The sequence below is a fragment of the Neobacillus paridis genome (assembly GCF_016765675.1).
GTDB classification, from domain to species: domain Bacteria; phylum Bacillota; class Bacilli; order Bacillales; family Cytobacillaceae; genus Neobacillus; species Neobacillus paridis.
In genome coordinates this window covers 152,109-177,943 of record NZ_JAESWB010000005.1, presented here as the reverse complement: position 1 = coordinate 177,943, position 25,835 = coordinate 152,109, and the positions used below count along the sequence as shown (strand labels likewise).

The following is a 25,835-nucleotide window of genomic DNA, read 5'->3' as shown; positions in this document are numbered from 1 at the left end:
AGTAAAGGAATAAATTGGTAAGGAGTTTGCAGATTACGATCATTTAAAGTGGGAGGTAGGTAAAAGTGGCAACAAATCAAGAGAATGGCTTTGATGCAGTCGTTTTAGGAGCTGGTTTTTCCGGGTTATACATGCTTTATTGTTTACGGGAAGCGGGCTTCTCCACCCGCGTGTATGAAGCTGGAGATGGGGTAGGGGGCGTTTGGTATTGGAACCGTTATCCCGGAGCACGTTGCGACATCGAAAGTATTTATTATAACTATACCTTCTCGAAAGAGCTTTACCAAGAATGGACTTGGACATCAAAATATCCGGCACAGGATGAAATTCTCCGTTATCTTAATCATGTTGCCGAAAAATTTGCTCTCCGCCGGGACATACAGTTTAATACTCGAATCACTGCAGCACATTTTGATGAAGCAAACAATCGTTGGACCTTACAATTAGATGATGGCACAAATGTGACAGCAAAGTATTTTATTTCGGGAGTGGGATGTCTTTCAGCAGCTAATCTACCTAATTTTAAGGGCCTGAATCGTTTTAAAGGCCAGTGGTATCATACCGGCAAATGGCCCAAGGAAAAGGTTGATTTTACCGGGAAGCGGGTTGGCGTCATTGGCACCGGTTCCAGCGGCGTTCAGGCAATACCGGTTATTGCGAAAGAAGCGAACCATTTAACTGTTTTTCAACGAACTCCTCAATATACGATTCCTGCAAGAAACTACGGCTACGACCCGGAGTTTATCAAACAAACGAAAGAAGACTTCGAAGAGGTTAAAAGACTCATGCGTGAATCCTCAACTGGCAGTGGCCTCTTGATTCGAAATGTTTCAGCACTGTCAGATCCGCCGGAAAAACGCCAGCAAGTTTATGAGAAGGCTTGGGCGGAAGGGGGATTCGCTTTAACCTCTGCCTATTACGATCTTTTTATCAATGAAGAAGCGAATAAAACCGCAGCTGATTTTATCCGTTCAAAAATAAAGGAAATTGTTCATAATCCGGAAGTTGCCGAAAAGCTATTGCCAGACTATTATTTTGGTACAAAACGCCCAATTTTGGATACTGATTATTATGAGACTTATAACAGAGAGAATGTTACTTTAGTTGATGTCAAGAAAGAACCCATTGTCGAAATTACCTCAAACGGAATTCGAACAAAGGAATCAGAATATAAACTGGATATCCTTGTTTTTGCTACCGGGTATGACGGGATGACAGGTCCATTATTTAAAATCGATATTCGCGGCAAGGATGGGGTAAAACTGAAGGAAAAATGGGAAGAAGGCTCGAAGGTACGAACTTATCTAGGTCTAGCGACTGAAGGTTTTCCCAACTTCTTTATGATTACGGGTCCAGAGAGTCCTTCTGTTCTAGTAAACATGCCTTCGGCGATCGAGCAGCATGTTGAATGGATTGCCGATTGTTTGCAGTTTTTGCGGGAGCATGAAGTGGAAACAATTGAGCCTACATTAGAGGTAGAAGAAGCATGGAGCAAACATTGTCGTGAGGTAGCGGAAACGACGCTTTATGTGAAAACCGATTCCTGGTACACCGGGGCAAATATTGCCGGTAAACCGCGTAGTTTTCTCATCTATTTAGGAGGTTTTGACAATTACAAACATAAATGTAATGAAGTTGCAGCTGCAGGGTATGATGGGTTTACATTGTCGCCGATAAAAGCTTTACATTAATAATATTTCTAATAACTACAATTCTCTAATCAAATTAAGTGAACCCCATAAATCGGACTCAGAAGACCAGCATTACTGAAGAGATTGCAAAAGTTGTTTGTTTTCTCGCTTCACCCGAAGCCAGTTATATGAATGGTTCGATTGTTACAATCGATGGTGGATTAACAGCTTAACAAAAAAACCGCGTTTAAATAATTGTAAACGCATACATTAATGGAATAGTTTTTTATGTAAAGAATAGATTTAATAATAAATGGACAAAGGAGAATTGATCATGAGAAATAGAATTGATCCTGAATTAGTAGAGACACTTGATTTATTCCCGCCGCTAGATCTGGATAATGTTGAGGCAACAAGAGCGGCAATGGCAGCAATTTCACAATCTATGGAAATACCAGTCGACGAGTCTGTTACCATTACAAACAGAATGGTACCTGGACCAAAGGATGCTTCGGAAGTGAGGGTACGAATCTATGAACCAAAGGAGAAAAATGCTGTCCTCCCTGGTCTATTGTGGATTCATGGCGGCGGTTATGTCCTTGGCGTCCCTGAAGGTGATGATGTCTTATGTCAACGGTTTGTGACGGAGGCCAATTGCGTAGTAGTATCGGTTGATTATCGCCTCGCGCCGGAACATCCATATCCTGCCGGATTAGAGGATTGCTATGCTGCGTTGAAATGGTTTGCTGAACAGGCGTCTGAATTAGGAGTTGATGCAGCAAGGATAGGGATAGCGGGGGCAAGTGCTGGCGGCGGATTAACCGCAGCATTAGCTCTGCTTGCCAGGGATCGAAAAGGTCCAGAATTATGTTTCCAAATGCCATTGTATCCAATGATCGATGACCGGAATAATACACCATCAAGCCTCGAAATAACAGGTAAGATGATTTGGAATCATGATTTAAACGAAAAAGGATGGACGATGTATTTAAATGGTGAAAACGGTAAGGACTCGGTTCCCCAGTATGCGGCACCATCCCGTGCCACTGATTTAACAGGCCTGCCATATACGTATACTTGTGTGGGACAATTAGATCCCTTCCGTGATGAAACACTGGATTATGTAACGCGCCTTTGCCGTGCCGGCGTCGATGTTGAATTCCATTTGTATCCGGGGTGCTTTCACGGATTTGAAGGTGTTGTCCCAACCGCTGCTGTCAGTCAAAGAGCACTGACCGAGTATATCGGGGCGGTAAAATATGTACTTAACCGTAATGTACTTGTAAGAAAAGGACAGTAATCTTCTATGTCGCTTATCCATGCCATCAAGCAGTCAATTAATATATAGAAAAATTCCTTTCAAAAAAACGATAATAGCTAGCCAGTTTAATGGCTGGCTTATTTTTTTTTGCTCTTATAAATTTTATTCAAAAAACGAAAGCGATTCCTTTATGATAAGAATCGCTTTTTTACAAATTGATAAGTTTTATGCATCAATTTCATGCAAATAATGAATTGGATGTTATAAAAAGAGTTGGAGTAAGATAAGAAAGTGTCAAAAATATTTTAGCGGGGTAAATCGATGGAGTGGCATCAAATCCAATATTTTCAAACGGTGGCAGCCACCGAGCATATTACAAAGGCAGCAGAGATTCTTTCGATATCACAACCGGCAGTGAGCAGAGCGATCTCGAAGTTGGAAGAAGAGTTGGGAGTCAAGCTGTTTGACAGAAACGGCCGAAACATTACCTTAAATCAGTTTGGAAAACGATTCCTTTATCGTGTGGAGCGGGCCATCCGGGAAATGGAGCTGGGGAAACAGGAAATTCAAGATCTGATTCATCCTGAGCATGGCACCATTTCATTAGCGTTTTTACATTCACTTGGGATTAGTTTTATTCCGGAAATTTTAAGTTTATTTTTACGTCAATTCCCCAAAGTGAAATTTAACCTGAGCGAAGCAGGGGCTGGTCAACTCTATGAACAATTGCTTTCAGGTGAAACGGATATTGCTCTGGTTTCACATGTGGAAGACTACAAGGAATTTTTTCGCGAAACTTTATGGGAGGAAGAATTATTTCTAGCTGTTTCTGTCCACCACCCGTTAGCAGAAACCGAGGAGGTGAATTTACTCACCGTAAAAAACGAACCGTTTATTGCCTTTAAAAATGGGGCCGGACTTCGGAGTATTACCGATCAACTTTGTAAACGTGCAGGATTCTCACCATTAATCGCCTTTGAGGGGGAAGAGATTGGTACGGTGGCCGGATTAGTGGAAGCAAATTTAGGTGTTTCAATCATCCCCAATTCCAAGTTGTTGGACCGCAATAAAATCAAATTGCTTCGAGTTAAAAAGCCGGTATGTCGCAGGCAAATTTGTCTAACCTGGATACAAGGGAAATATTTATCACCTGTTACTAAGAAATTTATTGATTTTGTACGGAACTTGTCCGCTGACCTGCATGGATAATTGCAATGCATGGTTTTGTGAAATAGCAGTAATTTTAGGGAATTCTTTTAAAGGACTTGAATATTTATGCAAAAGTTATGGACTAAAGATTTTGTGATTGTATCATTGGAAAATTTCTTCGCTTATTTTACTTACTATACGTTGATCTCAACGATTACCGTTTTTGCCATTGATCAATTTCATACTTCTACAAGTATGGCCGGATTGTCGGCAGGAATTTTTATTCTTGGTGCGGTGTTTGGAAGACTGTTTACCGGAAGTTGGATTGATCATATTGGATGGAAAAAGATGCTATATATTGGCTTTGCTTGCTTCTTAATCACGACGTTTTTATACTTTTTTATTTCTAACTTGCCATTATTAATTGTTCTTCGAATTTTACATGGCGCAGCCTTTGGTGTCTGTTCAACATCGACAGGAACTATTGTCGCTAGTATTATCCCGACATCACGGCGTGGTGAAGGGACGGGCTATTATGCCTTAAGTACGACACTTGCCTCTGCAGTAGGTCCATTTCTAGGAATGTATCTTGTGCATCATGCCAGTTTTCAAGTTAATTTAATTCTTTGTACTTGCATCGTCATGATAGGATTTTTAGGAGTCATGATCTTAAAAGTTCCTAAAGTAGAAAAACCTATTGCTGATGTAGGGAATAAAAGAAAATTTAACATCAGTGATTATGTCGAACCAGCGGCCGTCCCGATTTCGATTATCAGCGCCTTTATCGGCTTTGGATATTACAGTGTTTTGTCTTTTTTGACTTCATATTCTCAAGAAATTAACCTTGTGGAAGCGGGTAGTTTCTTCTTTATTACCTATTCGGCAGCGATTTTAGTTTCGCGACCAGTGATCGGCAGATGGTTTGATAAGACGGGTGGAAATGTCGTGATGTATACCACATTTTTCCTATTTGCATTTGGACTGTTTCTATTAAGTCAGGCACATAACGGATTTGTGCTGCTGCTTGCTGGCGCTTTTGTCGGGTTGGGGTATGGCAACTTTTTGTCAAGCGCCCAGGCATTGTCCATTAAGGTTTCACCCAAACATCGGATGGGCTTGGCAACGTCCACGTTTTTTATGTTTACTGATGGCGGGGCCGGGATCAGTCCTTTTGTATTAGGAATGTTCATTCAAACAATTGGTTTCCGAGAAATGTATTTAGTCATGGCCTTCTTCGTTTTGGCCTGTTCGCTTTTATATTTTTTGATGCTGGGAAAGAGAAAAAGTTATGTACTTGAAAAAAGCTATCGTTAAGATTTTGCAAGGATGACACGCCATAATAGGTGTGTCTCGCCCCAATCCATACGAAAAAAATTTATTTCTTAGTTTTTCATAAAAAAATAGTGAAAACCAAACATTTGTCATGATATTTTAGTATAATAGTTGTCAGATAGGATGACAGGCGACTTTTCATTTTATCTAATCACAAATTGTTTGGAGTATGGGGTCATGCGTAAAAGAAATATTATCATCAGCAGTGTTATTGCAATTATTATTATCGGGACGGGCATCCTTTACTATCATCAGGCAACCCGGTTTAATGCCAACATCAAAATCAATGACACCAAGGTCGGCGGGCTGACTGCTGAACAAGCATTGAAAAAGCTCAAAGGAACAGTCTTGAAAAACGAAGTTTATGTTGGACAGAAAAAAATATTTAATGGTAAAGATTCCAAGATGGGCTTTACCAAAAATGATCTGACAAGTGTGGAAAAAATATTAAAGAAACAGCAGACGTTTCTTCCATCTTCAAGGGAAAAAAGTTATTTGCTGGTTCCAAAGAAACAAGATCAGTATCGTAGCACTACGATGAAGAAGGAAGTAAAAGCAAAGCTGCTTTCATTGAACAAGAGCTTAGAAGCCCCGGTAGATGCCGAGGCCCATTTAGAACAGGGGGACATGACAGTCTCAAAGAGTAAAAATGGAACAAAATGGGATGTTGCCAAGCTGTTAAAGGATTATCAGCGGCATAAATACAGCAGTGAAATTCATTTGAAACCTGTATACATACAGCCGGTCAGAGAAAATAGTCAGATTGTCAAACAAGAAAAGAAACTGCTGCAAAAACTGCTCCAGCAAACGATCGCTTATCAACTGCAAAATAAGGTTTACTCATTAAAAGCCAGCGAACTAATTAAAAATGCTTCAGTTTCCAAAAACATGAAATATACCATTGACACCACTGAGCTTAAAGCTAAGATTGCTGAAATCAATAAATCCCAATCCACCCTAGGTAAGGATTATACCTTTAAAACTCACTCGGGATCATTGATCAAGGTAAAAGGAGAAACCTTCGGCTGGGCAATTGACGTCGATAAAGAAACGGAAATGCTGAAAAAAGCCTTCGAAAAGGGGAAAAGGTCGGTTGAAGCGGAACATATTTATGGAATCGGCTGGACTACCCGCGGTACTGGCTACAATACGACCACTAATTATGGAATCGGCGATACGTATGCTGAAGTATCGATCAAGGAACAGCGAATTTGGATTTATAAAAATGGTAAGCTGCAAGTAACATCTAATGTTGTCACTGGACGGCATAATACCCATGAAGATACACCACCAGGAGTCTGGTATATCATGTACAAAGAATCGCCGTCGATCCTTGAAGGAAGCGAAGTAGGCAATTTGAATTATTCCGTTAAAGTGAAGTTTTGGGCGCAATTTACCAATGGCGGTGTCGGCTTTCATGATGCCAGTTGGCGCTCAAACTGGGCAAGCAATGCCTACTTGGAACATGGCTCGGGCGGCTGTGTTAATACTCCGTTAAATTCAATGAAATCGGTTTATGCCAGTCTGACTCAATATGAGCCAGTAGTTGTTTATTAAACCGATTTATGACGAATAACATATTTTAATCCACCTTTCTTGGGTGGATTTTTGCCTTTTTTGGCTCTTTTCGTGTAAAATAATAAATTGGTGATAATTAAAACTTAAAATAGATAGCATGGAGGAAATGCGGTGGCCTACATATTAAAAAAGAATTTTAAAATGTTTTCATTAAATTCAAATCGACAACTAGCTGAGGAAATGGCCAAGCTTTTAGGTTGTGAGCTTGGGAAATGTTCTGTTAATCAATTTAGTGATGGAGAAATCCAGATAAACATTGAAGAAAGCGTTCGCGGCAGCGAGGTCTTTGTTATCCAATCTGCATCTGAACCAACGAATACACATATTATGGAGCTATTGATCATGATTGATGCTTTGAAAAGAGCATCGGCTAAAATGATTAATGTGGTTATGCCTTACTACAGCTATGCCCGTCAGGACCGAAAAGCCCGATCCCGGGAACCGATAACAGCCCGATTAATCGCTGATCTGTTAGAAAAGACGGGGGCCACCAGAGTACTGACAATAGATTTTCACGCTCCCCAGGCGCAAGGATTTTTTGACATACCGGTGGATCACCTGACAGGCATTCCGATTCTTTCGGCCTATTTCGTCAAAAAGGCGTTGGACGATGTGGTCATTGTTGCACCGCATAATGGTGGTGTGGTCAGGGCAAGAAAAATGGCGGGTTGGTTAAACGCTCCGATTGCTTTAATTGACAGACGGCGCCCGGAACATGATGTTTCGGAAATCATGAACATTGTTGGAAATATTGAAGGTAAAAATGCCATTATTATCGATGATTTAGTGGACACCGCCGAAACGATTACTACCGGTGCTAATGCTTTGCTTGAGAATGGGGCAAAAGCAGTTTATGCCTGCGGTACCCATCCTGTGCTATCTGGAGAGGCGGTCAGCCGCATCGAGTCTTCGGCGCTTAAGGAATTAGTGGTAACGAACACCATTAAGCTGCCAGAAGAAAAACGCATTTCGAAAATTACTTCTTTGTCGATTGCTCCGCTGCTTGTAGAGGCGATTGAACGAATTCACAATGAAAAAGCGGTAAGTCCGTTATTTGAATAAAGCCAATCCGGCAACTTTCAGAGTATGACATCCATGAGCTATTCCTTTCAAATATTGAATGAAGGGCCATTTTGGCTACTTCCAGAGTCGTATCGAAAAACGCCCAGCAGGAAAATCTTGCTGGGTGTTTTTTCATGGCTTAAAAATCGGAATAAACACACACTCCCGAATAAACCTCTTTGGACAGGGAAAATTACAGTCATAATACTGTTTTAGGTGGGGTTGGAATGGAAGAAATAAAGGAAACAGACCGGAAAAAGGCTTTATTTAGAATGATCTGTATCGTGATGGTTGCATTACTTTTTGTTCCACTCCTTTATTCAGGGATTTATCTCAGCGCATTTTGGGATCCCTACAGTCGTTTTGACAAGGTGCCGGTTGCTTTTGTCAACCAGGACCAACCAGTTGTTCGCGATGGAAAGACCTATCATTTGGGCCAGGACATTCAAGATAGTATCGAAGACAATAAAAGCATCGGCTGGCATTTTGTGTCATATGACGAAGCCAAACGGGGAATCAGAGGGGCTACTTATTATGCGTTGATTGTTATTCCTGCAGATTTTTCCAAAAAGATTGCCGAAGCGAAAAAGGGAAAACTGGAACGGCCGTCAATTATTTACGAAGGGAATAAAGGAAAAAACTATGTGTTCGCGCAAGTGTCCCAGAGGGCGGCGGAAAATATAAAAGAGAAAATTACCGGGACGATTCAGAAGGAAGCAGTGAAGGCGCTGACAAAGGGCTTGTACGACGTGAAAGATTCTTTAAAGGATGCCAGCGATGGAGCCCATGACCTGCAAACTGGAACGAAAAAGCTGGCAGCCGGTTCTTCCCGGCTATCCGCAGGAATTCATGATGCCGCAAACGGCTCACAAAAGCTGCAAGATGGGTTAGAAAAGGCCGCAGCCGGGCAAACAAAGCTCTCTACCGGGTTGAATACATTAGTCGATGGCCTGGAACAGTTTAAGGGAGGGATAACGCAAAGTGCAAGTGATATCTCTGTCCTATCGGAGGGTGCAAAAACGGTTTCTAACCGATTGCAGCAGTTGACCACCGCAATAGATCAAGCCAATCTTTCGCAAGGATTAACTGCATCAGCTGATAGTATTAGCCAATTAAAGGAAGCGCTCAGCCAGGCTTCCTCCCTTTTAGAAAAAACGAACGATCCTGCCAGTATAGCCCGCGCTAGAGAAATCGTTGCGCAGCTCATCACCACTATGAATGACCAAGATCTGGAGAAAAGATTAACAACTTCGGCCTCCGCTGCCGATGATTTAATCAGCATCCTTAAGAGGCTAAAAAGGGGTGCCGAAAAGGTTGCCGAAGGAACAAAAGCGCTTGAAAGCGCAGCTCAAGGAGTGGACCAACTGCTTGACGGAGCTAAAAAGCTGCAATCCGGAAGTCATGATTTGCAAAAGGGCTTAAATACCGCGGCGAATAAAACAGCGGAGTTGACGACAGGATTAACGAAATTAGAGACTGGCGCCAAACAGCTTAATGCCGGTATCGATTCCGCCAATCAAGGAGCCGGAAAATTGCAAGACGGGCTAAAAGCCGGCTACGAAAAAATGAATGATCATCTGACCTTTACCGTCGAAGGGATTTCCAACTATGTAAAAAATCCATTGGCGATCAAAGATAAAACGATTAATAAAGTAAAGTACTATGGTGAGGGACTCGCTCCATATTTTATTTCCTTGTCATTATGGCTGGGGGCGATGTTAATAAACTTGGTTTTGTCACTTACCAAACTGACAGATGTCGTGAAAACAAAATTTCTTAAGACGTATTTCAGAACTTTTATCTCGGGTTCGATTTTAGTGATGATCCAAGCTGTGATTTTATCGCTGGTCCTTGTTTTTGGCATGGGAATTGATACGGTTAACCAGCCTTTATTTTTTCTAGGGAATATGTTCATCTCGGTGGTATTCTTTACCATCATGTATGGGCTGACGTATGCAATTGGGCTCATTGGGACGCCGATCGTGTTTATTCTATTCATTCTTCAGCTGGCATCTTCCGGAGGAACCTTTCCAATTGAAACGGCACCGAAATTCTTTCGCGTCCTTTCCCCATTTTTCCCGATGACCTACACAGTTGAAGGTCTCAGAATGATTACGAGCGGAATAACCGCATCAAGATTAATGACCATCACAACCATCCTTGCCGTTTTTTTGCTGATCTTTTTAATTGGCGGATATATTCTAAACCGCGTATTCAACGGGCGAAGAACAATTTCCGAAAATCCTTTGTAGAAAAAGGATTTTCTTTTTTTTTAGCGAATATTGAAATTTTAATCAAACACTTTCATGAAAACCATCGCAGGGTGTTTTTTCAGATATTAAATATTTTAGAGTTAGTTTGGAGGGAAATGATGAGCAGCCGATTGATGGAGTTTCAGGAGCAGGTTCAGGAAATTGCCGCGGCCATTTCCGCCGCCTTGAAACTGGATACGGAAATTGTCGATGAAACGATGACGGTAGTTGCTGGCACGGGGCAAATCAAAAAACGGATTAATCAAAAGGAGGAAAATGGCTTTAAAGAGGCTGGTTTTTTATATGGCAGAGTGCTGACGACCAATCGCCCATTTATTATTGAAGATGCACGAAATGACCCACATTACGACCCTTCTGTGTTAACAAGTGAAACAGAAGAAATTGCCGAAATATGCAGTCCGATTCGCTATCAAGGAAAAGCCATTGGCGTAATTGGACTGCTGGCTTTTACCGTGGAGCAGCAAAAACAATTGATCGAGAATAAATATTATATGCTAGAGTTTTTAGGGCAAATGGAAAAATTACTAGCTGGAAAAATTGCCGAACAGGAAGCTATTAAAAAATTGCTGCTAACCACCAAACAACTCAACACGATTATTGAATCGATTCATGAAGGGATCATCGCAATTGATGAAGTTGGAAACATTAATCAAGTGAATCCGACAGCTGAAGCATTACTGGGGCAAACGAGAAAGACACTGATTGGTCGCCATTTGTCGGATATTTTACCCGGGTCGCCGATGCTAGAGGTACTGACCACTGGAATAGAATATAAAGAGAAGGAGGAGAGATACGAAATTAATGGGGTTCAAACCGACTTTTTGGTATCCACCTCACCCATTAGGGGAGAACAACGGATTATCGGCGCAGTTGCTTCCTTTCGAAAAAGCGCCGATGTTCACAAACTCGCCTATTCGATGACGAGCCTGCAACGCATCTCTTCTATGGGAGAAGTAATTGGCAATAGTGGCCCGTTAAAGAAGGTAAAAGAACATGCTTTAAAGGTTTGCAACAGCAAATCAACGATTCTGATCACTGGGGAAACCGGTACGGGAAAAGGTTTGCTGGCAATGGCCATCCATAATGCCGGCAATCGCCGGGAAGGCCCTTTTATTACGATCAACTGCGGCGCGATTCCTGAATCGTTATTAGAGAGTGAATTATTTGGTTATGATAGCGGAGCATTCACCGGGGCAAGCCGCCAAGGGAAAATAGGAAAATTTGAACTGGCGGACAAGGGAACGATCTTTCTTGATGAAATCGGTGATTTGCCGCTGCATTTACAAATAAAACTGCTGCACGTTCTGCAGCATAAAGAGATTGAGCGGATCGGCGGGACAAAAGCGATTCCGATTAATGTCCGCGTCATTGCAGCTACCAATAAAAACCTGGAACAAATGGTTTCGGAAGGGGAGTTTCGAGCCGATTTATACTTTCGACTGAACGTCATCCCGATGACGATGCCATCGTTAAGAGAAAGAGCCGAGGATATTCCCATACTAATGCAGCATTTTTTAAAAAAACATTTAAAAATTGCCAACAAATATGTTGAACAGTTTGAGGAGGAAACGGTGGCTCTTTTACGGGAATATCCTTGGCCGGGAAATATCAGAGAATTGGAAAACGCCGTCGAATATGCGGTTAATATGGAGAGTACCACAAGAATTACACCGGCTAGTCTCCCCCGGAGGATCCTCAATTGGAAAAAAACAAAACGGCCTTCTAGTCAGCTAAGCCTGAAAAAACGAATTCAAATCGAGGAAAAAAGAATATTGTCACAATTACTTGGAAAATACGGGACGAGTGTGAGTGGCAAAAAATTGATGGCTCAAGAATTAGACATAAGTTTAGCCACTCTTTACCGAAAACTGGAGGAATATGACCTTCTCAAATATGAGAAAAATTTCTAATATTTGAGAAATGGAGATGAGGTACAGCTTTATAACGACAATCTATAAATACTGAAAGAGTAAATCTCTAAAACTTCTCAGTTTTGAGAAATTTCATTTAGCTATAGCTTGCTATTATAGCATTATTATTTTGGCATGGTTCTTGCATTTTATTAATTTGAAACTTTTAAAATATGAAAAAAGGATGGATAAGATGCAAAAATCGAGAGAAGAAAGTTTAAGATTGGCTAAGAATATTTTACATTTCATTGAAAGTGAAGAGCTTTCAACCGAGGAAAAACAGCAAATTGTCGATGACTCTGTTGAAAACTTTGAAAAATATGTAAATCGTGCGATTTTAAAACATCGTAAAGCTGCCTCTACGGATTTCTCTTTTGTCGAATGGGAAGGCGAGGGTGCAGTATTCCGTGATACAAAAGGCCGGGAGTTTATCGATTGTCTCGGCGGTTATGGTGTGTACCTGCTGGGGCACCGCAATCCGAAAGTGGTGAAAGCGGTTGAAGCGCAAATCAAACGATACGCCCTTCACAGCCAGGAACTGATCGATCCTCTCCGCGGTTATTTATCAAAGCTGGTTGCCGCGATTACTCCGGGTGATCTGCAATACTCCTATTTAACCAATTGTGGCACAGAAGCTAATGAGATGGCCCTTAAGCTGGCGAGAATTGCCACTGGAAAAAGATGCTTTATTTCCACGACCAATGGGTTCCATGGAAAAACCTTCGGCTCACTTTCCGCTTCAGGGAAGGCTGTATTCCGTGAACCGTATATGCCGCTTCTGCCGGGATTCTATCATGTTGAATATGGCAATGCCGACGAAACGGAAAGAATGGTGAAAAATCTCGAAGCAACCGGGGAAACCGTTGCCGGTATCATCGTCGAGCCGATTCAAGGGGAAGGCGGCGTGAATGTTCCTCCACAAGACTACTTTAAGCGTCTCCGTGAGATTTGTGATAAGCATGGCTGTCTACTGATTGACGATGAAATTCAAACCGGAATGGGACGGACTGGAAGGATGTTCGGCATTGAACATTTTGATGTTGTTCCCGATATTATGACTTTAGGGAAAGCCTTTGGCGGCGGTGTGATGCCGATTGCTGCTATGGTCGCCCGCCCGCAGCATTGGAGCAAGCTGGAGGAGAATCCTTTCTTGTTGGGTTCATCGACGTTTGGCGGTAACCCGCTCTGCTGTGCAGGTGCCATTGCTGGTATTAAGACGATTCTTGAGGAAAATATCCCCGAAGTGGCGAGAGAGAAAGGGGAATATATTTTAACCCGTCTTGGTAAAATCCAAAGTCAATATTCCGATTTAATGGTGGCGGTAAGGGGCAAAGGTTTGTTAATTGGTATGCAGTTTGCCAACAATGAAATTGGCTTCGATTTAGCGAAACGCTTATTTACTGACAACATCTTGGTCGGAGGCACCTTGAATAATGCCACTGTTATCCGAATTGAGCCGCCGGCAGTGATCTCCTATGAACAAATTGATACGGTCCTTAACGCGATCGAGCAACATCTTGGAGCAATGGCAAATGAGCCACAGTATCAAACGGTGCTTTCATAATTGGCGAAAGTCTACAGGCTTCGTGGATATTATCTGAATATTACGAAATATACCTTCTTTTAAATCGGTGCAAGTGATATAATAAGTAATATATGGTATTTAATATTGCTTTTTCCATAATTTTTATCCTAATTTAGTGTATTAGGCCAAAAGTGGAACTCCATTATTTTCAACCGGCTTAATATAAATAAATGAGAACACTGAAAGGGGAGTGGCAATATAAATTGAAACAATTGCTTACGATTGTAGCTAGAAAACGTTGGTTGTTTCGTATTCGGATCTAGAAGTAAAAAAATTTTAGGAGGACGACTGTTTGAGTTTTAATGTAGTGATTTTGGGAGTTGGCGGTGTAGGTCAAGTTTGTGCATCGGAAGTAGTCAAAAAAGAATATTTAACGAAATTGGTGCTGGCGGATATCTCGACAAAGGCAGCGGAGAAGCTTGCACAAGCGCTAAGAAAGACGTCTTCTGCCACAATTGAGGTTTGCCAGGTAGATGCCAGTAATACAAAAAGTGTTGCTTCTATTTTGGATGATGTAAATGTACTTCTTCACGCAGGGATACCGGAATTTAATTATTCGGTAATGCAAGCATGTGTCGAAACGAAGACCCATTATATTGACATGGCTTCCGATGGCCCGGACGACCTATTAAAGCAACTGGATTGGGGTGATCAATTTAAACAAGCGGGTGTGCTAGGTATTATGGGATTAGGTTGTGATCCTGGTTTTTCCAATATTGCGGCTCGATATGCGGCCGACCAGTTAGATACGGTTAAATCGATTACCATTCTCGACGGAGATAATTCCGAAGTTGATTATGAGGGCTTTTGCGCTTACTTTAGTCCGCAAACAGCAATTCAGGAGTGTTTGGCAAAGCCCAATTACTGGACTGCTAAAGGTGGTTTACAATATTATCCTACACCATTTGCGAATAAGGATGAGTTTGAATTTCCCGACCCAATTGGCTGGTTAGACTGCTATGTCGTTGAACACGAAGAAGCAGTAACCCTCGGAAAGTCGATTGGAAAAGGATGTGAATATGTCGAGTTCCGCTATGCGCTTCACCCGGATTTCGTGAATACACTGAAGGTATTGAGTTATTTAGGACTTGATAGTAAAGAGCCGATCAATGTTGGCGGGGTAGAGGTTGTGCCGCGTGATGTCGTTGTCACGACAATGCCAAAGCCCGCTGAATTGGCAGGAAAAATTCACGGATATTCCTGTGTGGGCGCGTATGTAAAAGGAACAAAGGGTGGCCAAAACGTAGAACTGTATGTCTATACAATCGCCAACCATGATGAAATTTATGAAAAGGTGGGTTTCCAAGCAACGGTTTGGCAAACAGGCGTACCGCCAGTTGTCGCGGTAGACATGATTGCCGAAGGGCTGTTGACCGAAACCGGCTGCATTCCACCGGAAAAAATTGACCCCGTTCCGTTCTTAGAGCGCATGCAGGCTAGAGGAATGGAATGGTATGTGATGAAGAAAACTAGTCCAATTATCAAAACGGCTTAATTATAAAAAATGTAAGACAGTGAATAGCTCCTCTGGCAGGAGCTATTCTTTCAATCTAGTGATAAAAGGCATGGAAGCGCTTTAAAGAGTTTGATAATCATAACGAAGCGATTAAAGGAGGCCGCTATGAATGTTGCTTCAATAATCCAATTCAAAAACGTAACAAAGCGATTTGGGAATAATCCGCCTGTTTTAGACAACGTCAGCTTTACCCTTGAGCGAGGAAAATTTTACACCCTGCTCGGTCCATCCGGCTGCGGAAAAACAACGATTTTAAGACTGATCGCCGGTTTTACCGAGCCATCTGAAGGCGAAATTTGGTTTAATGGTCAAAAAATTAATCACCTGCCAGCCAATAAACGCCAAGTGAATACGGTTTTTCAAGATTATGCGCTTTTTCCTCATTTAAATGTATTTGAGAATGTCGCTTTCGGTTTAAGGATTAAGAAGGTAAAAAAAACCGAGATTGAGGCAAAAGTGAAACAAGCATTAAGTTTTGTCAATTTGGATGGCTATGAATATCGGGAAATCCGCGAAATGTCCGGTGGTCAGCGGCAGCGCGTAGCAATCGCCCGGGCGATTGTCAACAAACCGGAAATGATCCTGCTTGATGAACCATTATCGGCTCTTGATTTAAAGTTAAGGACGGAGATGCAGTACGAATTACGGGAACTGCAGCGCAGGTTAGGGATTACTTTTGTTTTCGTCACCCATGACCAGGAAGAAGCTTTGGCGATGTCTGATGAAATTTTTGTCATCAACAACGGAAAAATCCAGCAAAGTGGAACGCCAACCGATATTTATGATGAACCGATTAATCGGTTTGTTGCCGATTTTATCGGGGAGTCCAATATTGTCGAAGGTAAAATGGTAGAAGATTATTTGGTTGAATTTGTCGGAAAAAAGTTTGAATGTGATGATAAAGGGTTTAATGCCAATGAACCGGTTGAAATTGTTATTCGGCCGGAGGATTTGGAGATTACCACCCCTGAACTGGGAAGACTCCAGGTACGTGTTGATTCGCAGCTATTTCGCGGCGTCCATTATGAAATCTGCTGCTACGATAAAGACGACAATGAGTGGCTTGTCCATTCAACGAAAAAGGCAAAAGTGGGCAAAGAGATCGGTCTTTCTTTTGATAGAGAAGCGATCCATGTTATGCGTCTTGGGGAGACAGAAGAAGAATTCGACCGCCGTTTGGAAACCTATGCGGATAAGGGGGATTCCGCGCAATGGAAAGTAAATTGAGCCGCAACCTTTACTCGTTTTCTTATTTTTTGTGGATTGTGATTTTTGTCATTTTGCCCATCTTGCTGATCGTCTACTACTCTTTATTCGACATTGAAGGGAATTTTTCGTTCGTCAATTATCAAAAGTTTTTCACCGCCGTATATTTAAAAATGACGCTAAGCTCCTTTTGGTACGCCTTTTTAATTACAGTGATCACTTTTTTGATTGCCTATCCTACTGCCTATTTATTAACGAAAACGAAGCATAAGCAATTTTGGCTGCTGTTAATCATTGTTCCATCGTGGATAAATTTATTGTTAAAAGCATATGCCTTCCTCGGTATTTTCGGTACATATGGGGTGGCAAACAGTTTTTTAAAAATCATCGGTATGGGGGAACAGCAAATTTTATTTACCGATTTCAGCTTTGTGTTTGTATCAGTATATATCTTTATTCCGTTCATGATTCTTCCCATTTTTAATAGTTTAAATGAATTAAATCCGACCCTGTTGGATGCGGCACGAGACCTTGGGGCTTCTGCGTGGACAGCCTTTTATCGGGTCATTTTTCCGCTGACGATTGACGGGGTGAAGTCCGGCTGGCAGGTGACATTCATTCCAGCGCTTTCCTTATTCATGCTGACGCGGTTAATTGCGGGAAACAAGGTAATTACCCTCGGTACAGCGATTGAGCAGCAGTTTCTTGTCACTCAGGATTGGGGCATGGGTTCGACCATTGCTGTATTTTTAATCCTGATTATGATTTTATTCATGTTTCTGACCAATACCCGAAAGCGGGGTGTGTAAGATGGGACAACATTTATCACCATTAGCAAAGATAGGATTAGCGGCCATCTTTTTCATCCTCTATGCCCCGATTTTCTTTTTGATCTTTTATTCCTTCAATAGCGGAGACACGATGTTTGACTTTAAAGGGTTTTCGATGCAGTGGTATCGCGAACTTTTTCATGATACTCGGATGCTGATTATTGTTTTAAACACGATTATTGTCGCCCTTCTTTCAGCTCTCTTTTCGACTATTTTTGGTATGTTGGGCGCCTTGGCTATCTATAATGCCAAAAAAAGACAAACAAAAAACATGTTATTGTCATTAAACAATGTGTTAATTGTCAGCCCGGACGTCATTATCGGGGCCTCATTCCTGATATTGTTTACCATCGCCGGAGTGAAACTCGGATTTTATTCCGTTTTATTGTCTCACATTGCTTTTAGCATTCCAATTGTAGTGTTAATGGTGCTGCCAAAATTAATGGAAATGAGCCCGTCGCTGATTGATGCGGCCCGGGATCTCGGGGCAAACAGCTGGGATGTGTTAACAAAGGTGATCATTCCGTTTATTTCTCCGGGGATCTTTGCCGGCTTTTTTATGGCCTTAACCTATTCTTTGGATGATTTCTCTGTAACCTTTTTTGTCACCGGCAACGGTTTTTCGACCCTTTCGGTGGAAATATATTCCTTAGCCCGCCGGGGAATTTCCTTAAATATTAATGCCTTATCAGCGTTGCTGTTCTTAGTCACACTGTTACTTGTGGTGATTTATCACTTCATTACGTTAAGAAATAATAAGGCGAGCGGATTGGGGGTTCAAAAACGATGAAGAAACTGCTGCAGTTTTTTCTGACGATCGTGATCGTGTCGGCAGCCCTGCTGATGGTGAATGCCAATTTGAACTCTTCTCAAGGATATTCAGGCGGTAATACGCTGACGGTTTACAATTGGGGTGATTATATTGACCCCGATTTAATCAAGAAATTTGAAAAAGAAACCGGGATCAAGGTCATCTATGAAACGTTCGATTCAAATGAGGCGATGATGACGAAAATCGAGCAGGGGGGCACGAATTATGACATAGCCATCCCCTCTGATTATACGATTGTGAAGATGGTGAAAAAGGGCTTGCTCGTTCCCTTGGATCATTCCAAGCTTCCTAATCTGGTCCATATTGATCAACGATTCATGGATTTGTCTTTTGATCCCGGTAATAAATATTCCATGCCTTATTTTTGGGGCACTGCTGGAATTGTTTACAACCCCAAAATGCTGGGTGGGAAAAAAATAACCAGCTGGAACGACCTGTGGGATCCTGATTTAAAAAATCAAATTCTATTAGTTGACAGCGCCCGTGAAGTAATTGGAATGGGATTAAACAGTTTGGGGTATTCGCTCAATGATACGAATAAGCAGCATTTACTTGCGGCCAAGAAAAAGCTAGATTCATTGATGCCAAATGTAAAGGCAATCGTAGGGGATGAAATCAAGATTTTGCTTGCTAACGAAGAGGCCGCTGTTGGTTTCACTTGGTCTGGTGAAGCCTCAGAGACGATATCCAATAATGAAGACTTAGATTATGTTGTTCCAAAGGAAGGCTCTAACGTTTGGTTTGATAATATGGTTATCCCGAAGACCGTCAAAAATATCGGAGGGGCCCACAAATTTATTAATTTTATGCTTGACCCGAAAAACGCCGCCAAAAATGCCGAATATGTGGGCTATTCAACACCGAATAAAAAGGCTCTTTCCTACATGCCCAAAGACGTCGTGAAGGATAAGCGATTTTATCCAGCTCCGGAATTGACGGATAAGCTGGAAGTCTATGAAGATTTAGGGAAAAAGAATATAGCCTATTTTAATGAATTATTTCTGGAATTTAAAATGCATCAAGACTAAATATCCGTTTAAAAGGGAGAGTATAGCGTATGAGTATCAAAAAAATGTACATTAATGGTAAGTGGGTACTAAGCAACAGTGGTGCGGTACGGGAGGTAATCAATCCGGCAACAGAGGAGATAATTGCTGAAGTGACCGAAGCGACGGTTGAGGATGCGATGGCGGCAATTCAGGCCGCACATAGAGCTTTTTATCAAGATGGCTGGGGGGAAACTCATGCCAGGAACAGGGCGGAGCTGTTGATGCAGGTTGCCGACCGGCTGGAAGAAGAAATCGAGAGGTTCGCTGTTCTTGAAACGTTAAATAATGGTAAACCATTAAGGGAATCCAGATATGATGTTGCCGACGCGGTCAACCAATTTCGATACTATGCCGGGTTGGCAACGAAACCGACTGGGCAGGTGTACGATGTTCCCGACGATATTCAAGCCTATGTGGTGCGGGAACCGATTGGGGTAGCCGGGCAAATCGTTCCCTGGAATTACCCGTTAGTGATGGCAGTACAAAAGCTGGCACCGGCATTGGCTGCGGGATGCTCGGTCGTGATTAAGCCTGCTGAGCAAACGCCGTTAAGTTTGATTCAATTATTTGAAATTATAGATGAGGTTGGCTTCCCGCCGGGAGTTGCCAATCTTATTCTTGGAGAAGGGGCGACTGTCGGCGCAGAATTGGCAAGAAATCCTTTAGTCGATAAAATCGCCTTTACCGGGGGGACAGTGACCGGAAAGAAAATCATGAAAGCCGCAGCCGATACGCTCAAAAATATTTCGCTTGAGTTAGGCGGGAAATCTCCTAATATTGTTTTTGATGATGCTGATTTTGAAACAGCTGTTGATTATGCATTGTATGCAATATTTGCCAACCAAGGGCAAGTATGTTCTGCCGGTTCGCGGCTAATTTTACAGGAAACATTATATGACCGATTTGTCCCGGAACTGGTAAAAAGGGCAAAGGATATTATCGTCGGAAATGGGATGGATCCATCAACAGAAATGGGACCGCTGATCTCGAAACAGCATATGGAGAAGGTGCTTACCTATATTTCTCTTGGAAAAGAGGAAGGCGCACAATTATTATGTGGTGGTAACCGCTTGTTCGAAAAAGGCTTTTTTGTCGCTCCGACCATTTTCAGTAACACCTCACCTGAAATGAGAATTGTCAAAGAAGAAATCTTTGGCCCGGTATTAGTCATTCAAACCTTTAAGGATGAAGAAGAGGCTATTAAACTAGCCAATGACTCGCAATATGGGCTGGCAGGTGCTGTATTTACCTCCGATGGAGCAAAGGCACAGCGGGTAATCCGTAAATTGCGTGCGGGAATCACTTGGATTAACACCTACCATCCTACCTTTAACGAAGCGCCGTGGGGCGGTTATAAACAAAGCGGCATCGGCCGGGAACTGGGAACCTTTGGATTTGAGGCCTACCAAGAGGTAAAACAAGTAAATATCGATTTAAATGTCCAGCCTAGTGGCTGGTTTAAAAGAAAAGAGATGGGAACAGGTGTAGCTGCTAGTAAAATGTAGCTTAAAGGTCTATGGGACAAAATACTTGCCGAAACCCTGCAAAGTGTCTCATAGGCCAGTTCTATATGTCAAAAACAATTACCAGTATCAAAGAAACTGTATTCATATGTCTAATAATACTGTCATAATATGTCTGAAAATTTGGACAAAATTTTATTGAATCCTTGTTTTTGCTAATGATAGTATATTAGGTGGGATTGAAAACGTTGTCAATTCCTTTTGTCAATGATCTAACAAGGGAGGAAGGAACATTTGAGTCAAGTAACAGTAGATTTAAAAGAAAAGGTAGAAAAATTTTTACTGGGGAAAAAGAAACTGTACATTGATGGTCAATTTGTTGAAAGCTTCTCTCAAAAAACATTCGATACGTATAACCCCGCTACTGGTGAGGTACTGGCTGCTGTCTATGAGGCAGAAGAAAAAGACATCGACCGTGCTGTAAGAGCAGCAAGAAAAGCCTTTGATGATGGCCCGTGGTCGAAAATGAGCGCAGCCGAGCGCAGTCGCCTGATGTACAAATTAGCGGATTTAATGGAAGAAAATAAAGAAGAACTTGCCCAATTAGAAACGTTGGATAACGGGAAACCAATTCGAGAAACGACAGCCGCTGATATACCGCTGGCGATTGAACATATGCGTTACTATGCTGGCTGGTCCACGAAAATCGTGGGTCAAACGATTCCTGTAAATGGGCCGTTTTTTAACTACACTCGTCATGAGGCTGTTGGGGTTGTCGGTCAAATTATCCCATGGAACTTCCCATTATTAATGGCGATGTGGAAGCTTGGTGCAGCACTTGCTACCGGTTGTACCGTCGTCCTTAAACCGGCGGAACAAACGCCGCTGTCTGCTTTATACTTAGCAGAATTAATCGAAGAAGCCGGATTCCCGGCCGGGGTTGTGAACGTTGTTCCTGGTTTTGGCGAAACGGCAGGTCAGCCGCTTGTAGATCACCCGCTAGTTGATAAAGTGGCTTTTACCGGCTCAACCGAAGTGGGTAAGCTTATCATGGAAAGAGCTTCCAAAACCTTGAAACGAGTCACGCTTGAGCTTGGCGGAAAGTCTCCAAATATCATTCTCCCGGATGCCGACCTTTCGCAGGCTATACCAGGCGCTCTTAATGGGGTTATGTTTAACCAAGGTCAAGTTTGCTGTGCCGGTTCAAGAGTATTTATTCAGAAAAAGCAATTTGATAATGTTGTAGCGGATATGGTAAGCCACGCGCAAAAAATTAAGCAAGGGGCCGGACTCCATGCGGATACCGAAATTGGTCCGCTCGTTTCGATCGAACAACAAAATCGCGTTCTTGGTTATATTGAAAAAGGCCTTAATGAAGGGGCGGAGTTATTAACCGGTGGCGATAAGCCGTTTGAGCAAGGCTATTTTGTTTCGCCGACCATTTTTGCGGATGTCCGTGATGAAATGACGATTGCCAAGGAGGAAATCTTTGGACCAGTTATTTCTGCACTGCCATATGAAGATCTTGATGAGTTGATTGAACGTGCAAACAACAGCGAATATGGTCTAGCAGCTGGGGTATGGACGAAGGATGTATCCAAGGCCCACTATATTGCTAATCGCTTGCGGGCAGGTACGGTTTGGGTAAACTGCTATAATGCCTTTGATGCAGCGTCACCGTTTGGCGGCTATAAACAATCTGGAATTGGCCGTGAAATGGGCTCTTATGCCTTAAATAACTACACCGAAGTTAAAAGTGTTTGGATTTCCGTTAAACAATAACCACTTTTTCAAAATACAAAAAAAGCTCTTCTCAAGCGGTTGAGAGGAGCTTTTTTCTCGGCCGATAGGAAAGTATTAACTTTTCTATCAGACATAAGTGTACTAAGGAAAGCTTCGTAAGTATTGGTCTTTAGGGCGAACTATGCCTCTATCTTCGCCTTAAAGGCTTGTCAATCGGCGCGTTTTCTTTATAAACCAGTATTATATCTTTAATGAAAAACATACACTCTTGTAAGTAATGTGTTACTGGTTACATTATGGGGAGTGGAAAAATGAACTTTGAAATGCAAAAAGCAAATCTGTTATCTGAAAATATCAATTCTTTTATAAAATATGTCCGGTGTAACTATGAAAATAATAATAGTTTTCCTTTAAATCGCGATAAAGTCTATCAGATCAAGCTGTTAACCGAGGAATACAAGTTTCAAATTATCGCAGATGAACTTCAGAGAATCAATCAGTTTTCCTGGGATGCGAAATATACGCATTACTTGGTTAATCAATTTCAACAGGGGATGGACATTATCGACGAATATGTGAGAAATCACTACGATGAATTGTTCATCTTTGCGGCCCGTGTCTACACATTAAGGACCCTTAGCCAGGCATTTACCTGGAGTAAAACTATTTTCTCTTAAAAAGGTTTGAGCGTGTAGAATTGAACAATAGCTGAAATGTTCAGGTTATTATTAAGTGGGACGGAGTGATCGAACGAATGAAAAATTTTGCAGTTTTTCGAACCCCTAATTCGATTTTTTATGGAAGAAATGCCTTTGATAATGTAGGTAGGGAAGCGGCAATTAGAGGAAAAAAGGCGCTCATCGTTAGTGATAAAATCATGGATCAACTGGGCAATATCAGCAAATGTCAAAACCTGCTCAATCAAGCGGGGGTAGCTGCATCTGTTTATCAAGGTGTGGATTCCGAACCCACCGATCAGTATGTAAGGGAAGCTCTCGAATTATTCCAGCAGGAGCAATGTGATTTGGTGATTTCTTTAGGCGGCGGCAGCTGTATTGATACGGCAAAATCGGTTGCGGTTTTAGCGACGAATGGAGGCTACATTGGCGATTATCAACGGGAAAAGAACATAGTTGCTAAACCGCCCATCCCGCATATTGCCATTCCAACGACAGCAGGCACCGGATCGGAAGCTACAGATGTTACGGTAATTACGAACACAACTAATGATGTCAAAATGATGATTAAACAGCCAGCTTTTTTGCCTGAAGTTGCGATTGTCGATCCGCTGTTAACCATTTCTTCTCCGAAAGCTGTGACAGCGGCAACCGGTGTCGATGCTTTAAGTCACGCTATCGAGGCATATCTTTCAAGAAAAGCTCAGCCAATGACTGATACATTGGCCATATCGGCGATGGAACTGATTATTTCAAATTTACAATCAGCGTATGATAACGGTGAAAACACCGATGCCCGCGAGGCCATATCATTAGGTTCGCTGCAGGCAGGGATGGCTTTTTCCAATGCCTCCGTCTGTCTGGTCCATGGGATGTCGCGGCCAATCGGGGCACTGTTTCATGTACCCCACGGCATTTCGAATGCGATGCTGCTTCCGGCCGTTTTAGAGTTTAGTATGGGGGCTTGTATTAACCGTCTGGCAGTAATTGGGAGGCTATTCCAACCGCAAAAAGTTGGGCTATCTGATGATGAGGCCGCTGAAATAGCCGTCAGCTCGGTAGCAAGCCTTTGCCAAAATCTGAACATACCAAACTTAAAAGGGTGGGGAATTGAACAACAAGCATTTGATCGAGTTGTAGAAAAAATGGCGGCGGATGCCATCGAAAGTGGCAGTCCGGGTAACAATCCGCGGATTCCGACACATCGTGAATTAGTCGAGCTTTATCAAATTTGTTACCATTACTAGTTCCACTCTAGTGTTATCAGGTAAGTAAGTGGGGGTCTCTGTCCCTGGTGTAGATAACAAAACAGGAGCCAATCACCCATTTTCACAAGGCAGCTGGTTCCTGTTTCTTATAATATATTTTCCCTATGGCTCAGTCAGGCTTAATCCAGCTTTGAATACAAATAATACTTAGGGTTGCGACGAGCAGGGAAACAATCGATACATGGACCAGGACGGCGCCAAGACTTAAATGGGTATAAATCAAGAGCGCTCCACTTAAAGCCTGCAGCACAATGAGCAACAAACAAATTCCGCTTAAGCGATAGAGGTCCGGACGAGTCAAATGGTACTTTTTCGCATAGGCAAAAAGGATAACAAATAGGATTACTAATACTAAAGCAAACAGGCGGTGGATCACATCTACCCAAAAGGCATTCCCCACCTCGGAAAAGTGCTCCGTCGGAATCGGAAAGCCGCGGAAGGCACCACCCGACCCTGTTTTTGAAACATAACCGCCAAAATAAATCGCCAGGTATAGGAAGAAAAAGACAAACCAAGAAATATACGCAAAGGAAGTGGGCAGCCGACCCTGATGGCGAATGTTCTTTTCTTGATGATAAATGACATAGGAGATATTCGCCAATGCCGAGAAAGAGATAAGTGCAATCCCTAAATGAGCCGCCAAAAGGAACGGAGATAGCGGAAGAATAACGGTTAGCGCACCAAGCGTAGATTCCCCTAGGATTCCGACAATGGCAAACAGCACCAGCCATTTGATCGTCTGTGATTTATAGCGGAACCACGATATCGCCGACACGACAAATAATAAAATACTGGCAAGAACCACGACAATGCGGTGGGTGTATTCAATTACCGAATGGTAGTCAGTGAAATCCGGAATAAGCTTCCCATTACATAAGGGGTAGCCACTTCCACAGCCCATGGCGGAATTTGTCATTGTATCAATAAAGCCAATAATATTTACCAAAAATATCAGCGCAGCCGCCGTAAATGAAAGCCAAAAATAGCGCATAAACAAACATCCTCTTTTAAATTTCCGTATATTCCGGTGTAACAAGTGATAAAATAGAGAACTTCCCTTAGCGCCAAATGAGGTAAACAGGGAAGCTCCTAGCAATCATTTTGATTAGTTTTTTTACTTTTTCAAGAAATATGTGATGAATTCTCGATAACAGGCGTACAATTATTGAACCTGGGAGTTAAACGACATAATCCATATGGCCCCAGCAACAATTGTTACCACAAAAATAATCCCCAGAATTAAGGCCATTACATTGTAACGTGGACCTTCGCCGTCGCGAATATGCATAAAGAAGAACAACTGAACGACAAATTGCAAGACAGCAGCGAGCAAAATACTGACGGTCAGGGCGGCTTTTCCCATCATATGATTCAGAACGAGCACAAGGGGAATGACTGTCAACACGATGGAAAGAATAAAGCCGGTCACATAGGCTTTGATTGAAGCTGTATGTTCTTGGTTCGACATCG

21 protein-coding genes are annotated in these 25,835 nt (G+C 42.2%); 19 read left to right on the top strand and 2 right to left on the bottom strand.

Annotation, left to right across the window (positions count from 1 at the left end; genetic code table 11):
- Positions 1-65: 65 nt before the first annotated feature.
- From JK635_RS00835 to JK635_RS00745, 19 genes are all read left to right on the top strand, one after another.
- Entirely contained in the window at positions 66-1,691 is a 1,626-nt protein-coding gene (locus JK635_RS00835) for a flavin-containing monooxygenase (protein WP_368857056.1), read from the top strand.
- Positions 1,692-1,729: 38 nt separating this feature from the next.
- The gene (locus JK635_RS00830; protein WP_438803814.1) at positions 1,730-1,864 is read left to right on the top strand and encodes an SDR family oxidoreductase; all 135 of its coding nucleotides are present in this window, start codon (positions 1,730-1,732) and stop codon (positions 1,862-1,864) included.
- Positions 1,865-1,965: 101 nt separating this feature from the next.
- Positions 1,966-2,931: an alpha/beta hydrolase gene (locus JK635_RS00825; protein ID WP_202651461.1), complete on the top strand. Its 966-nt coding sequence runs from the start codon at positions 1,966-1,968 to the stop codon at positions 2,929-2,931.
- Between the two features lie 282 nt (positions 2,932-3,213).
- Positions 3,214-4,101 (top strand): LysR family transcriptional regulator, encoded by an 888-nt coding sequence (locus JK635_RS00820; protein ID WP_202651460.1) that lies wholly within the window; start codon positions 3,214-3,216, stop codon positions 4,099-4,101.
- Between the two features lie 66 nt (positions 4,102-4,167).
- Positions 4,168-5,355: an MFS transporter gene (locus JK635_RS00815; protein WP_235887796.1), complete on the top strand. Its 1,188-nt coding sequence runs from the start codon at positions 4,168-4,170 to the stop codon at positions 5,353-5,355.
- A 195-nt stretch (positions 5,356-5,550) separates the two neighbouring features.
- Positions 5,551-6,930 carry a L,D-transpeptidase family protein gene (locus JK635_RS00810; protein ID WP_202651458.1) on the top strand — a complete coding sequence of 460 codons (1,380 nt, stop codon included), beginning with the start codon at positions 5,551-5,553 and terminating at the stop codon, positions 6,928-6,930.
- Positions 6,931-7,062: 132 nt separating this feature from the next.
- Positions 7,063-8,013 carry a ribose-phosphate diphosphokinase gene (locus JK635_RS00805; RefSeq protein WP_368857055.1) on the top strand — a complete coding sequence of 317 codons (951 nt, stop codon included), beginning with the start codon at positions 7,063-7,065 and terminating at the stop codon, positions 8,011-8,013.
- Positions 8,014-8,240: 227 nt separating this feature from the next.
- On the top strand, positions 8,241-10,265 hold the full coding sequence (locus JK635_RS00800) for a YhgE/Pip domain-containing protein (RefSeq protein WP_202651456.1): 2,025 nt from the start codon (positions 8,241-8,243) through the stop codon (positions 10,263-10,265).
- A 116-nt stretch (positions 10,266-10,381) separates the two neighbouring features.
- Positions 10,382-12,196 carry a sigma 54-interacting transcriptional regulator gene (locus JK635_RS00795; RefSeq protein WP_235887795.1) on the top strand — a complete coding sequence of 605 codons (1,815 nt, stop codon included), beginning with the start codon at positions 10,382-10,384 and terminating at the stop codon, positions 12,194-12,196.
- A 193-nt stretch (positions 12,197-12,389) separates the two neighbouring features.
- Positions 12,390-13,760 (top strand): putrescine aminotransferase, encoded by a 1,371-nt coding sequence (locus tag JK635_RS00790; protein ID WP_202651454.1) that lies wholly within the window; start codon positions 12,390-12,392, stop codon positions 13,758-13,760.
- A gap of 313 nt (positions 13,761-14,073) precedes the next feature.
- The gene (locus tag JK635_RS00785) at positions 14,074-15,276 is read left to right on the top strand and encodes a saccharopine dehydrogenase family protein (RefSeq protein ID WP_202651452.1); all 1,203 of its coding nucleotides are present in this window, start codon (positions 14,074-14,076) and stop codon (positions 15,274-15,276) included.
- Between the two features lie 126 nt (positions 15,277-15,402).
- Positions 15,403-16,524 carry an ABC transporter ATP-binding protein gene (locus JK635_RS00780; RefSeq protein WP_202651450.1) on the top strand — a complete coding sequence of 374 codons (1,122 nt, stop codon included), beginning with the start codon at positions 15,403-15,405 and terminating at the stop codon, positions 16,522-16,524.
- Positions 16,509-17,312, top strand: a complete 804-nt coding sequence (locus JK635_RS00775) for an ABC transporter permease (protein ID WP_202651448.1) — start codon at positions 16,509-16,511, stop codon at positions 17,310-17,312. The genes JK635_RS00780 and JK635_RS00775 overlap by 16 nt, the downstream gene beginning before the upstream one ends.
- A 1-nt stretch (position 17,313) precedes the next feature.
- Complete coding sequence (locus JK635_RS00770) at positions 17,314-18,123, top strand: ABC transporter permease (protein WP_202651446.1); 810 nt, start codon at positions 17,314-17,316, stop codon at positions 18,121-18,123.
- The gene (locus JK635_RS00765) at positions 18,120-19,193 is read left to right on the top strand and encodes an ABC transporter substrate-binding protein (protein WP_202651444.1); all 1,074 of its coding nucleotides are present in this window, start codon (positions 18,120-18,122) and stop codon (positions 19,191-19,193) included. The genes JK635_RS00770 and JK635_RS00765 overlap by 4 nt, the downstream gene beginning before the upstream one ends.
- 29 nt (positions 19,194-19,222) lie before the next feature.
- Positions 19,223-20,719, top strand: a complete 1,497-nt coding sequence (locus tag JK635_RS00760) for an aldehyde dehydrogenase family protein (RefSeq protein ID WP_202651442.1) — start codon at positions 19,223-19,225, stop codon at positions 20,717-20,719.
- Positions 20,720-20,971: 252 nt separating this feature from the next.
- The gene (locus JK635_RS00755; RefSeq protein ID WP_202651440.1) at positions 20,972-22,459 is read left to right on the top strand and encodes an aldehyde dehydrogenase family protein; all 1,488 of its coding nucleotides are present in this window, start codon (positions 20,972-20,974) and stop codon (positions 22,457-22,459) included.
- 272 nt (positions 22,460-22,731) lie between these two features.
- Positions 22,732-23,097, top strand: a complete 366-nt coding sequence (locus JK635_RS00750; protein WP_202651438.1) for a hypothetical protein — start codon at positions 22,732-22,734, stop codon at positions 23,095-23,097.
- 77 nt (positions 23,098-23,174) lie between these two features.
- Positions 23,175-24,344, top strand: a complete 1,170-nt coding sequence (locus tag JK635_RS00745) for an iron-containing alcohol dehydrogenase (protein ID WP_202651436.1) — start codon at positions 23,175-23,177, stop codon at positions 24,342-24,344.
- 130 nt (positions 24,345-24,474) lie between these two features.
- Here the strand turns inward: JK635_RS00745 and JK635_RS00740 are convergent, their stop codons facing one another.
- The gene (locus JK635_RS00740; RefSeq protein WP_202651434.1) at positions 24,475-25,356 is read right to left on the bottom strand and encodes a COX15/CtaA family protein; all 882 of its coding nucleotides are present in this window, start codon (positions 25,354-25,356) and stop codon (positions 24,475-24,477) included.
- Positions 25,357-25,527: 171 nt separating this feature from the next.
- Positions 25,528-25,833: a cytochrome o ubiquinol oxidase subunit IV gene (cyoD, locus tag JK635_RS00735; protein WP_202651432.1), complete on the bottom strand. Its 306-nt coding sequence runs from the start codon at positions 25,831-25,833 to the stop codon at positions 25,528-25,530.
- Between the last annotated feature and the right edge of the window lie 2 nt (positions 25,834-25,835).

Excerpts from the sequence above, each read along its gene's own strand:
- JK635_RS00775 (WP_202651448.1), top strand. The coding sequence starts at position 16,509 with ATGGAAAGTAAATTGAGCCGCAACCTTTACTCGTTTTCTTATTTTTTG.
- JK635_RS00765 (WP_202651444.1), top strand. The coding sequence starts at position 18,120 with ATGAAGAAACTGCTGCAGTTTTTTCTGACGATCGTGATCGTGTCGGCA.
- JK635_RS00770 (WP_202651446.1), top strand. The coding sequence starts at position 17,314 with ATGGGACAACATTTATCACCATTAGCAAAGATAGGATTAGCGGCCATC.
- JK635_RS00820 (WP_202651460.1), top strand. The coding sequence starts at position 3,214 with ATGGAGTGGCATCAAATCCAATATTTTCAAACGGTGGCAGCCACCGAG.
- JK635_RS00750 (WP_202651438.1), top strand. The coding sequence starts at position 22,732 with ATGAACTTTGAAATGCAAAAAGCAAATCTGTTATCTGAAAATATCAAT.
- JK635_RS00795 (WP_235887795.1), top strand. The coding sequence starts at position 10,382 with ATGATGAGCAGCCGATTGATGGAGTTTCAGGAGCAGGTTCAGGAAATT.
- JK635_RS00740 (WP_202651434.1), bottom strand. The coding sequence starts at position 25,356 with ATGCGCTATTTTTGGCTTTCATTTACGGCGGCTGCGCTGATATTTTTG.
- JK635_RS00825 (WP_202651461.1), top strand. The coding sequence starts at position 1,966 with ATGAGAAATAGAATTGATCCTGAATTAGTAGAGACACTTGATTTATTC.
- JK635_RS00760 (WP_202651442.1), top strand. The coding sequence starts at position 19,223 with ATGAGTATCAAAAAAATGTACATTAATGGTAAGTGGGTACTAAGCAAC.
- JK635_RS00790 (WP_202651454.1), top strand. The coding sequence starts at position 12,390 with ATGCAAAAATCGAGAGAAGAAAGTTTAAGATTGGCTAAGAATATTTTA.
- JK635_RS00810 (WP_202651458.1), top strand. The coding sequence starts at position 5,551 with ATGCGTAAAAGAAATATTATCATCAGCAGTGTTATTGCAATTATTATT.
- JK635_RS00745 (WP_202651436.1), top strand. The coding sequence starts at position 23,175 with ATGAAAAATTTTGCAGTTTTTCGAACCCCTAATTCGATTTTTTATGGA.
- cyoD (WP_202651432.1), bottom strand. The coding sequence starts at position 25,833 with ATGTCGAACCAAGAACATACAGCTTCAATCAAAGCCTATGTGACCGGC.
- JK635_RS00815 (WP_235887796.1), top strand. The coding sequence starts at position 4,168 with ATGCAAAAGTTATGGACTAAAGATTTTGTGATTGTATCATTGGAAAAT.
- JK635_RS00780 (WP_202651450.1), top strand. The coding sequence starts at position 15,403 with ATGAATGTTGCTTCAATAATCCAATTCAAAAACGTAACAAAGCGATTT.
- JK635_RS00800 (WP_202651456.1), top strand. The coding sequence starts at position 8,241 with ATGGAAGAAATAAAGGAAACAGACCGGAAAAAGGCTTTATTTAGAATG.